We start from the raw sequence: 11,268 nt of genomic DNA on the forward strand, positions 1-11,268 counted from the left end.
CAGCAGCGCCTCGGTCAGTAATGGCTGAGGTGATTCAACAGAAGTCAGCCGGCGGCATAGTAACCAAATGCCAAGATTAATACCTTGGACATGGTGAAGTCCTGAACCCAAACTCCATGAGTTAAAAGGCAAGGCTAGCCTGCCGATATGTTTCCAGTCGGTTAAAGTTGAGGTAGTGCACTGCTATGATACTCAACTCAAATGAAGAGCTTTTCGACACTATCGTTGGGTAGATATTCATTACGGATAGGGAGCTGCTCATTGAGGGTCCGCATAATGGGTGGTCTGGGGTCCGGTAGTTAGAAGCTACCAGATTCAGTGCTTTTCTAGCCGCGCCTCAATTACTTTCAATGCTGCCCTATTTTTTGTTTTCCTCTTTAGCTCAGGTAGGCGTCTTAAACCTATACGCTTATCTGAAGCTCGAAATATGTTAATCAACCCCCAATGGTCATTTTGAAAACTCTTTGACATCAGCTCATCTTTTGGAGTGTCAATATACTCTCGTATTAGATTGGAAATATCTGGAACATCACTGCCATAAGGATACCATTTAGTATTTACTCGTTTAGGATGATTCTTCCCAATAAAATCTCTTGGGTAGTCCCAGATTATCTCCTTGCCTAATGTAATCCAATATCTAGGAATATCGGTAGATCCCATTTGTGAATCCATTCTATAGGCTCGGCAATGCAATTGCAGATCAAGTCCATCTGCTCGCAGCAAATAAAATTCCTTCTGCAGTTTACTCCAAGGTCTTCCCATTACTTATATCTCAATAGTACTAACGTCGCCAACATGAACCGAAATGGAGCAGCGAAGCTTCGGAATGTAGGTCCAGCCAGCTTTGCTGGCGATCGTACCTGGTATTGCTATAACTTACCTGACACATACTTTGAGCCTAGGTAAAAAAACACTGCGCTAAATAATAATGGGACAAATAAACTAAACCAATAATACCCACCCAATACTACAGACAGAATACCCTCCATTTGAACAGCACCCAGCCTGACAGTAATCAAAGCCAACAACACTAATGCCGACACCAATGATATTTTAAGCTGAGAGGACGACAAATTTGCCAAGCCTATAAAGATACCAAACAACGCCCCTTTTATAGCAAAACTTGTAGAATCCATAGGCCAGCACCCATATTCTGATTGTTCGCAGGGATGATGAAACATCACATGCGAAGAACCATAAATCATGTCTCCTACGAAAAAAGCTAACCAAGGAAACAAGATTACAAACAAGTACTTTATGTAGGTCACAGAGCCCTCATGAGTTATAACGCTGCCAGCATGGACCGAAATGAAGCAGCGAAGCTGCGGAATGTAGGTCCAGCCAGCTTTGCTGGCTATCGTGCTTCGCCTTAGTACGCCCAGTATGGGCGTGGGCTAATGGGGTGAAAGTTTCCTGTAGGAAGATCACCGCTTAATGGCTTCCATTAAATGCTAACTACTATCGAATGGCAACTGCCATACCGAGAGATCTTTTGGGGAGGAGGCCGCTAGCAAATATGAGCTGACGGACAGAAATATCCTATTAGGCTTAGCCTGGAGGCGAGGTGGTAAAGGACACCGAAGCCATGTGGTCTAACGAGTAGAGTAAATGGTGTAGTTAGGTAGTGAAGGTTCACGTTCTTATCTGGGGAGATCTGTTTAGCTTGCTGCTGTGAAGCTGTCAGCGTGGCCCTTGACGCATAATTAGGCCCAGCCCGCTAGCGACCATCGCGGGGATAGATGAAAGTCCTGAAACACAGCAGCGCTTCGGTCAGTAATGGCTGAGGTGATTCAACAGAAGTCAGCCGGCGGCATAGTAACCAAATGCCAAGATTAATACCTTGGACAGGATGAAGGCCTGAACCCAAAATCCACGAGTTAAAAGATAGGGCTAGCCTGCCGATATGTTTCCAGTTGGATAAAGTTGAGGTAGCGCAATGCCATGACACTTAACTTAAGTGAAGAGCTGCTCGACACTATCGTTGGATAGATATTTATTACGGATAGGGAACCGGCCATTGCGGATCCGCACGATGGGTGGTATGGGGGCCGGTAGTTAGATACTATCGGCTACCCGATTTAGGTGATAAGCCCTTGGCGCTTCGCTTCGATATGACTAGTATATGTAAATTGCTGAAATTCAATTTTAAATTTCTCATCATTTCTTTTGCCCTTATAAAATAAAACATCTGGATTTTGCCCTTGTATAATGAGGCATAATATTTCTAAGGATACATTGTCTATATCAGGTCCAAAGTATATTCCACGCAATGATTCCGATGGATAAGTAAAAGCGGTGCCAGCGACATGATGCAATGCCCTCCACTCTTTCTCATATTCCCAGCTCTTCGATTTTGTACAATAAAGATCTAAAAACTGATCATAGTCGCTATTAATTAATATTGATATGGGATCAATTTTTGGCATAGATTCTTTATATTTTACCTTACGAAGCTTGTTGAAAGGCTTACTTCCAGTAGAAAACTCTAGACAAAAGCCTTTATGTTTTCCTCCATAGTGAGACCACATCAACAAGTCGTCATTTGTCTCTGAAAAACATGAAACCCCATTCTCATTGATAAATTTTTCCGCGTGCATGTTAGATACAGATCTAGCACTGCGTTCAATAAGCGCCTTAAAACTTGCGCTATTCATTCTTGTTAGTTCAGCTTTTGCCTGCTCAGAAGTTTCTTTATGTTGTAAATAATAATTTTTCAATATTGTAACTTGCTCTTCCGTAGGTTCCACTATTTCTGCACGGATTGCGCAATCATAAGGGTCATTAAAATTCTTGGGTGAACCAAAATAGATCGTATGAGATTTCAGATTTTTAATAGATTGAATATTAAAATCTTCAAATTTATATATTCGCTCTGGAATTTTTTCACTCATCTCGCTCACTCAACGCTTTGTTCATCTGTTGCCAAAATGGATCTTCTTTGTGCTAGCGTAGCGTACAGCACAAAGCATGCGGAGTGAAGGTGGTTGGATGCAGTAACTTGGTACACCCAGCATGGGTGTGGATTAATGGGGTGAAAGTTCCCTATAGGAAGATCACCATTTAATGGATTCCATTAAATGCTAACTACTAGCGAATGGCAACTGCAATACCGAGAGGTCTTGTGGGGAGGAAGCCGTTAGCAACACTACGAGCTGACGAGCAGAAACTCCTTATAAGGCTTAGCCTGGAGGTGAGGTGGCCAGGGGCACCGAAGCCGGGTGCTCTAATGGGTAGAGTCAGTGATGCAGTTCTGTAGTGAAAGTTCACGTTCTTATCTGGGGAGATCTGTTTAGCTTGCTGCTGTGAAGCTGTCAGCGTGGCCGCTGACTCATAAGTAGCTACCATCGTGGGGTAGACAAAAGTGGTGGGGCATAGCAGCGCTTCGGTCAGAAAACCAAGGTGATTAAACAGAAGTCAGCCAACGGCACAGTAGCTAAATGCCAAGATTAATACCTTGGACATGGTGAAGGCCTGAATCCAAACTCCATGAGTTAAAAGGCAGGGCTAGCCTACCGATATGTTTCCAGTCGGTTAAAGTTGAGGTAGTGCACTGCCATGACACTCAACTCAAATGAAGAGCTGCTCGACATTGTCGTTGGGTAGAGATCCATTACGGGTAGGGAGCTGCTCATTGAGGATTCCTGGATGGGTGGTGTGGGGGCCGGTAGCTAGAAACTACCGGCTACCCGATTTAAATCCTGTCACTTGCCAACTGACGATTCATACCAATAGTCGTCGGTCACATATTCCAGGCACTCTAAACACATCTTGTTGTTAGTTCCGTATTCTTCAAGCTCCGCTTGAGGCAACCATTTCTCACAACGCTCACATACTGTATATGTCTCAGACTCCCCACAGATCAAGCATTTACCATCTGCCTCATAGTCTTCAGCACAGTCATCGCTTAATTTTACTGAATCGTTTGCACACCAGCCACACCAATGGGGTTCTCCATATCCTGAGTTTTTTTTCAGGCTATCAATTTCTTCTTTACATCTATTTTTTACTTCAATAAGAAGGTTTTGCTCATTACGTAAAACCTCCATTTCAGAACGGGATATCAATTCAAACAACGGTTCTCTATAAACCTGAAGTCGTAGCTCGTGTAAAAGTCCACACAACCGAACAAAATCTGCTTTAAGTGCCATTTCATTGGTCTCAAATTCATGGTGCACTATTCTATTTCGAAGCTCTACGGCACGTTCTAAAGCCTTTTGATCCTTTCCTTGTGCAGGAGGTTGGCCTAAGTGAGCAAGTCTCTGTAAGCAAGACTTCATTGATACTGTGCGCTTTGGCGTATCGACGTTTTCATACAATAGCAAAGACGAATGATTAGCTAGCTTTTGCTTCAGCAAGAGTTCCACTGCTTGAACTAATAGCATTAGTGATACAGCCTTCCTATGTACAGTGGAAGGTTGCCGACAATACATACTTACAGCTTCTTTTATAAAACTCTCACAGTTTTCTTTTAGCGTAATGCGTTCCATGTATCACCTTGAGATTTAACGCCGCAAGCAAAGGCGTGTGTTAGCGCGTGGGCGATTTTGCCTTGCCTTGTTTTGCGTTGCTTAAAGCTTGCGACAAACTTGTTCATATATATTAATAAACTCATCATTTCCATCCTCATCTCTAAAAGATTCCTCTATTTCGGTAAAGGACTGATTTTGAAAATGTTTATCAACCACTTTCTTTCCACCTAAGGATACTGCTGAGGAATGTTGTCCGCATAGTGGTTTCATTTTTGTGAAGTCATCATACTCAATTTCGATGCCGGGAATTAATCTCTCTAAAGTTCGCTTGTTTATATAGTTCTCAAGAGCTCTTTTCCGTAACACCCAGAAGTCGTCAGGCTCAGAAAACCCCAATTCGAGCAACTTATCTCTTGTTGGCGACGATTCGTTTTGATCGCCTCTATCAGAATCTTGAATAGCATAATAAGGTTTATCAAGATCACGGAGGATATTCAGATTTACCCAGTGCATAACGGAGTCACATCCGCCAATAGGAACAAGAACTATATCTTGATCCTCAAAGGTTGCTGGGATTCGACCTTCATCTTTATATAACTGCGCCATATAGTTGAAAGCACCTACATCATCTGGCCCTTCTACAAGAACAAGAACCTTCGCGCGCTCAAACAGCTTAATAAATTGGTTGTCAGGTGTAATTCCAAGATCGTCAGCAATTGCCTGAATATTATTGGTATTTTGCTCAACATTATAATTACCAGGTTCACTAATGATGTGCGAAATTGTGCTCGTATCTGACGCTCCAACTACTGTAGGGGAATGAGTCGTAACAACCACTTGATATCCAGATTGTTCTAAACCCAGGATTTTATCGTGAAGCTGTTCTTGGGCTTTTGGATGAAGAAAAGTTTCTGGTTCTTCAAAACCAAAAATCATTTTCTGGTCTATTTCGGCCCTTTCTTCAGCAAGATATTCAAAATAGGACATCATAGTAATTCTTCTAAACCCGTCTCCTCGAAAAGTTAGAGGTAGAGCGGCCTGATCGTTAACACTTTTAAACCCTGTGCTCACCCCCTTCGACCAGTCAAAAATCACTGACGATCCTACTTGATCTGAATCTGGTAAAACTTGATTCATTTTGGTGGAGATTTCCTCTAACACACCATCAAGTACTGCTCTAACCTTTTTTTCAACATCGCCAATTCCTGCCTCGATCATTGCTTTAGAGGCAATACCTCTAAAGTGTTTCTGTATTGATGCGTCAGCTTCAGACAAAGCTGTATCAGCTCGAAAGTACTCGAAGCTAGGGAGGACGGCTTTAACCTGATCATGAATCTGTTTTGCCCTATTACTTCCCGACGTCGGGAGTTTTTCCCAGACAAAAGTTGTTTCTTTTCCACTTGCTACAAATCGCTCACGAAGCTTTTCTCTCTTCTCTGGGTTGTTGAACTCATCACCGTTAGCTTTTTGTGTTTCTATCCCATTAGCCTGACATCGAGTAATCAGTTGTCTCTCTGTTTCCAGAAGGAAATCTTCGTCACCAAATGATTTTCTTCGAATATAGGTAACAGGTTTAATTTGGGACTTTTTTGTGTCCCATTCCTTCTTAATGCGGAGCTGGCCATTCTCATCGAGCAGTAATTCTGCTTCGAAAGTCGTGGGTATTGCTTCATCTATTGTAATCGATGGTAACGCCTCATCAAACGCTAGTTCAATGCTACAAATATCTGAATCGGAAAATGCGTTAGCAATATCTGGAAGTGCTTCAGTATTATTAAGAAAAAGGTCCAGCCCCCTTAGCAAAGTTGATTTTCCAGCATCGTTACGGCCTACAAAAATGCTTGTGTTCCCGTAATCAACCTCAACGCGATTTTGTATGCCTCTATAATTTTCGTAGGCTGCTTTTCTAAGCTTCATTTTTATCCCTTTTATGTATAACGCCGAGCCCTGTGCGGCGACTTGTTAAATCAGTATACCTGTTTAGAGGGCGACTTAGTTAAAAGCAAACCAACACCATCTACCTTTGATTTGTGTAATATTGATACATACATCGTGTAAGGGGGATTTAGAGTAATCACTTCTTCCCTTTCTTGTAACTAATTCCTTTGATGGTTTCCAATAAATCTGAATGCTCCCGGATGCTGAGTTAATATAACACTCGACCCTTTCACGCTTGAAAACTACTCCTTCGCTAGATATGTTTTTAGCGATATTACAGCTATAGAATCCAGGTTTCTCTACGAACCCTTTAATTTCATAATCAAATAAGACTTCGTAGATTGATTCATTCCCTATGATACGGAGGACTTCTAAATTCGTAATTTTTCCATCACCGACACGGGGGCCATATTTTTTTACTTGCTACTCTTTCCTCTGCTCTAATTTCTTCTCAAATGAATGGGGCGGAGTGCTCTTCGTTGCACACGCTGACACAAGGATACTGCAAAGTAAAAAGTAATTAACCTCATTTGAATATTCTTGAATCTGATAGGATTTAACATTTATATAGTGATTATTCTGGCTACTATTATCATGATTATTATCTCAGAATCAATTTCTACGCCAAAGTTTAAATTTCTATTTAAACCCGTGGACTTCAAGTGTCCTGATAGGTTCGTGCAAACGGGAAAAACGATCATTTGACTATTATCCCAATTTTAGCACTAGACTGTAACCCACTGATTTAAATATTATTTTTTTGTGTATCTTCTTGTTCCCCAATATCATGGTCAATATGATCGTAAATCCCTAAGCAAGCATTCACCAACTTTTGCAGGTTGGTGCTAGTTGGGGGGGGGAAGGTATCTAGGGTGCTTCTGAATAACTCTGTAATATCTCTGCGGATCTTGAAGGCTAAGGATGTTAGATGCGGTTCGCCGCGAATGGCTGTAGCACTTTGTAAGCGCTGCAACACAGCAGCTGTGGCCTTCAAGGCTCGGCCCGCAGGGCTTTCAGAGTGATTCATACACGGTGTTGCGACCTCTTCTAAGGTCTAGGCATTCCTGCGAAGCTGCGTTCTGATTGTGACCGCTCTGTAAGTAGAAGCATCACTGGGTTGTTTAGAGGTTCCTAAACCCCGCAGTAATACCCTAACAGTCTGCAAGCTACTTTGGTCTATCGATAGATCTTTTCTGTAGATATGTGGAAGACATTTCAGCACTATTGATGATCTATTTTTTCTGAATTCCAGTGTGGGAGCGGATGGGGATATTAATTTTCACAGCCATTCTTATGCACAGCCGAAATTTCCAAAGCATGAGCAACTAAAAATATAGGCACAAAAATAATCTTATTGGATTTTATTGGAGTTTGTTTTAGTGTCAAAGCTGCGTAAAATCGGTGGATATTTATCGGTATTTGGGTCGTCATTGAGCAGCCTTCTAAAGGGCGATGCCCAAAGAGCTTCAAGAAACCCAAGAATTTTCTAAAAGAACCATTCCCTCAAAGGAGAACGGTAGCGTGACGTAAGAGTAAGTAAAAGGCGCTGACCCAAGGTGGTGGAACACCCGGGGCCAGCTAACCAAATTGATAACTAGACTATCAAAATGGCTATATGGATCATACGCTAGAAACCCGCTCGTCTTCAATAAAGTGGAGTCCATTCAGTAGTTTGGGGCATGTCCCCTGGCTCTGGAAGCGTTGCGTCTGCCTTTTCTACCTCTATGCCTACCGTTCTCGCGCTCCACCTGATACTTCCTTAAAAGTTACTTTCAAATCCTTCCATTAAGGGAGGTCTACGCATGGTTTGAGTATTCATAGGAAGCAATTATGTTGATCTTAAAGCGCCGGACGGGTGAAAACTTACGGATTGGAGCGAGCGTTTCAATTACGGTATTGGAAGTTAAGGGCAATCAGGTAAAGATAGGCATACGTGCCCCAAAATCTCTACCTGTTCACCGTGAGGAAATCTATAGACGTGTCCAACAGGAGAGGGTGCTGGGGGATGAAGTTGGTTGAGATTACGGAGCGCCCTAAGCAAGGGCGCGCGTTGGCGTGTTCAATCCGCTAGGCGATAGGGTTAACGTTCTAATAACTGGCAGCTGGAGCGTATCGTAAGCTATTCGGCGTGTGTCTTTCACGCGCGAAGTTTATTAGCTTGTTATAAGCTACTATGCACTTCTCTTCTATTTTTAAGATCTTCACCACAAAATGGGCAGTATCTTATAAGGAGGTGATGAGAGCACATCTGTGAGCCAACTTTCCCTTTATAACCATCCTCAATATCAAATTCAGTCGCAGATTGCCACTGCGAAAGAACCCAACCCCATTCCACTTGATTAATTTTTTGATAGAGAATTTCAGCATCTTCGTACTGATTTTGCTTACAACTATGCTTTAATTTTTCTTTACTCATATGGACTTATAGCGCCTACGGTAGAGCGTGGAGGTGTGAAAGCACCAGAGTCCAGCCCGTAGTGCGTCTTTGAGCATATTATTATGATGCTGGATAATTTGACCGGAAGTTACCATGTTAAACACCAGCCTTGATCATTGATTTGATTTTTTCGGCCTTTTCAAAATGATCAAGTTGGTGCGTTTCTATCCACCACTTCGCGGCCTCCATTAGAATTTCTGGCTGATCATTCTTGTTTTTGAAAAATGCATAGAAAGATACTCCTACATTACTACCTTTCTTTTCTATTTTTTGGTCACAAACGTCAATAATCTTTTTCCTAAGATCTGCTCTCAAAAAACTTTTTCCTTAATTTTACAGCACCATGCCGTCTACATTTGTGGCTCTATAGTGTAGTTGTAAGCAGCGGAACAAAGATCCTATCGGCTTTACCGATGAACCACGACACGTTTAATATGGTTTGCTAGTGCTTAGTTGAAAAGTTTAAGCACATATATAAGCCCAGCTACTATAAACGATATAAGTATAGCCAACATAAAGGTGTTGATGAAGTTTAAATGATTGCTAAGTTTTGTGGTGAAAGTAAATCTATATGTTTTTACTATTTTTTCTATTTGCCCAGTGCTTCTTTCTTGAATCAGAAATAGTCCATATTTAACGAACCCAATAATCAATAATAAAATTGCATAGATAAATAAGACAAAAAGTATAATTGGGATCAAAGTTTCCAATTTTCTCGATTCCCATTTTAACCATAGTTCTGCCAGCAGGGGGCGCCAAAACCAAAACGGAGGTTTTGGCATCCCTCGGGCTGGCCTTCTTAACTCTCTATGATGCCTTGCTTAATTAGTGTTTTTTTCGCAAACCCTACGAAGAAATAGATAGCGACTGCATGAATAGCTCCGATAATCGCAACTGAGAACAAAAGAACTGAACCGCTTACTTCATGACCAGATTCGGAAAGTGCGATAGCTCCGAAAATAGCTTGAATAAGTATGTTAATTGTGATGAGACCAATCACTACCCTGGTTTTTTCACCTTTATTGAAATAGCGACGATTCTTATTAGCAAAAGAAGAACATACCCAAAATATCGTGCCTAATAATATTCCGATATTTACGCCGCTATTACTGTCAATGCCAAAGTAGTTAAGTGTAAACCCTACGATGAAAATCAGTGTTATATAAGTTAAAGTGAACCGGGTTAATACTCCTCGAATGCTCATTACTTCTCCTTGTGTAGTTAATGCCCTCAGCATAAGCGAGGAGCGCGGCGACGAGTCTAGCTGGATGGGCGTTTATGGCTGAGCTCGTTATATGATTTATGCCACACTTTCTCGTTCCTTATTTGTGACCAAACCACCTGCCTTACTAATTATTTTTTGTCTTATCTCATCAGATGATGTTTCTTTTGCAGCCTCTAATTCTGATGGTGTGATACCTACAACCTGAATAAGATTGACTGCTCCAGATTTAATGGCAAAGTTTTCTGGGAAATTCACAGGGTGAGTAAACATCATCGTTTTTATGGAAGTAGAAAGTGCAAGGGGAACACGGTGCCCATAATAAAGGGGCGGAAAATTGCCCATCTGACCAGAAATGAGAAGTAAATTATAAGCCATTAAGGTTTGTAAAACTCCAATTGCCCAATCCGCCTCTTCGTCTGTTTCCATGATAAACTCTACGCCCAATCCAGAAAACTCTTCTGGCTCCTCAGTCTCCCAAGGGTTGGACATACCAGATGTAACATAAGCCCAGGTATTCCTTGTTTCGGATGGCTGACTCTTGAAAACTCCATGCGTTAACCAACGAGGATCAACAGCCTTAGCATTCATGCGATCAAAGGTTTCGTTTGATAAAGTATAAATTCCGGGTCCTAGATCACCAAATATTCCCCTGTATATTGTTTCTTCTCGTTCTTTCCAGGAGTCTTCAAGGAAGCTCATACTTTTTCCTTCACATAATATTTATATAGTAATCAATCTGACCACTATTATCATGATTATGATCCTGGAATCAATCTAGCGAAAAAATGCGTAAAACCTTGAGGAATCAATAAATCACACATAAGCTTGAACTCTTGTCCCAAATACAAAAATGATCACTTTGCCCACTGAATAGACTTTCTCTAGTTTCCTAGAGCTTTCAATCATTCATGATCTTTGTAAAAAATAACAGCCAAACCAATTGAAAATCATGTTGATTTCTAATCAGGTACTTAGGAGGGTTGAAAAATAGGGTGGTGCTTGAAGCGTTTTCGTGCGCTTTAGGTCGTATACCACTTAGGTAAAGCTGATATTAGATCTGGCAAATCCACAAGCGATGCAGGTACATTGGGCAAATACTCGGATTCTGAAGTTGATAGAAAATCAAAAGGCACTAGTTCAAGAAGGGGTTGCTTGATTTATATCAAAAAAAAGAAAAGGGGGCAGAGCCCCCTTTTTTA

12 protein-coding genes are annotated in these 11,268 nt (G+C 41.5%); 1 reads left to right on the plus strand and 11 read right to left on the minus strand.

Features of this window, described 5'->3' with window-relative positions; all coding sequences use genetic code 11:
* Positions 1 to 315: 315 nt before the first annotated feature.
* The 7 genes from ACJJIQ_RS01195 to ACJJIQ_RS01225 all read right to left on the minus strand — a co-directional run bounded on the left by ACJJIQ_RS01195 (position 316) and on the right by ACJJIQ_RS01225 (position 7,434).
* Positions 316 to 762, minus strand: coding sequence for an SF0329 family protein (locus ACJJIQ_RS01195; RefSeq protein ID WP_445363445.1), 447 nt, complete (start codon positions 760 to 762; stop codon positions 316 to 318).
* Positions 763 to 869: 107 nt separating this feature from the next.
* A complete protein-coding gene (locus tag ACJJIQ_RS01200) occupies positions 870 to 1,268 on the minus strand; it encodes a hypothetical protein (RefSeq protein WP_353376851.1) in 399 nt (132 codons plus the stop codon).
* A gap of 810 nt (positions 1,269 to 2,078) precedes the next feature.
* Positions 2,079 to 2,891, minus strand: a complete 813-nt coding sequence (locus tag ACJJIQ_RS01205; protein WP_445363446.1) for a DUF2971 domain-containing protein — start codon at positions 2,889 to 2,891, stop codon at positions 2,079 to 2,081.
* 618 nt (positions 2,892 to 3,509) lie between these two features.
* The gene (locus tag ACJJIQ_RS01210; protein WP_445363447.1) at positions 3,510 to 3,632 is read right to left on the minus strand and encodes a hypothetical protein; all 123 of its coding nucleotides are present in this window, start codon (positions 3,630 to 3,632) and stop codon (positions 3,510 to 3,512) included.
* A gap of 69 nt (positions 3,633 to 3,701) precedes the next feature.
* Positions 3,702 to 4,487, minus strand: a complete 786-nt coding sequence (locus tag ACJJIQ_RS01215) for a DUF3644 domain-containing protein (RefSeq protein WP_445363448.1) — start codon at positions 4,485 to 4,487, stop codon at positions 3,702 to 3,704.
* Between the two features lie 81 nt (positions 4,488 to 4,568).
* A complete protein-coding gene (locus tag ACJJIQ_RS01220) occupies positions 4,569 to 6,386 on the minus strand; it encodes an ATP-dependent nuclease (protein WP_445363449.1) in 1,818 nt (605 codons plus the stop codon).
* Between the two features lie 766 nt (positions 6,387 to 7,152).
* Entirely contained in the window at positions 7,153 to 7,434 is a 282-nt protein-coding gene (locus ACJJIQ_RS01225) for a hypothetical protein (protein ID WP_445363450.1), read from the minus strand.
* Between the two features lie 803 nt (positions 7,435 to 8,237).
* Here ACJJIQ_RS01225 and csrA point away from each other — a divergent pair.
* Positions 8,238 to 8,426, plus strand: coding sequence for a carbon storage regulator CsrA (gene csrA / locus ACJJIQ_RS01230; protein WP_444912244.1), 189 nt, complete (start codon positions 8,238 to 8,240; stop codon positions 8,424 to 8,426).
* A gap of 142 nt (positions 8,427 to 8,568) precedes the next feature.
* On the opposite strand, the gene ACJJIQ_RS01235 is transcribed toward csrA, so the two are convergent.
* The 4 genes from ACJJIQ_RS01235 to ACJJIQ_RS01250 all read right to left on the minus strand — a co-directional run bounded on the left by ACJJIQ_RS01235 (position 8,569) and on the right by ACJJIQ_RS01250 (position 10,768).
* Positions 8,569 to 8,823 carry a hypothetical protein gene (locus ACJJIQ_RS01235; RefSeq protein ID WP_444912245.1) on the minus strand — a complete coding sequence of 85 codons (255 nt, stop codon included), beginning with the start codon at positions 8,821 to 8,823 and terminating at the stop codon, positions 8,569 to 8,571.
* A 117-nt stretch (positions 8,824 to 8,940) separates the two neighbouring features.
* Positions 8,941 to 9,159 carry a DUF6500 family protein gene (locus ACJJIQ_RS01240; RefSeq protein WP_444912246.1) on the minus strand — a complete coding sequence of 73 codons (219 nt, stop codon included), beginning with the start codon at positions 9,157 to 9,159 and terminating at the stop codon, positions 8,941 to 8,943.
* A 484-nt stretch (positions 9,160 to 9,643) separates the two neighbouring features.
* On the minus strand, positions 9,644 to 10,048 hold the full coding sequence (locus ACJJIQ_RS01245; RefSeq protein ID WP_445363451.1) for an ABZJ_00895 family protein: 405 nt from the start codon (positions 10,046 to 10,048) through the stop codon (positions 9,644 to 9,646).
* Between the two features lie 96 nt (positions 10,049 to 10,144).
* Positions 10,145 to 10,768: a suppressor of fused domain protein gene (locus ACJJIQ_RS01250; protein ID WP_445363452.1), complete on the minus strand. Its 624-nt coding sequence runs from the start codon at positions 10,766 to 10,768 to the stop codon at positions 10,145 to 10,147.
* Positions 10,769 to 11,268: the final 500 nt, after the last annotated feature.

Source organism: Microbulbifer maximicatervae (SeqCode) (assembly GCF_052468295.1).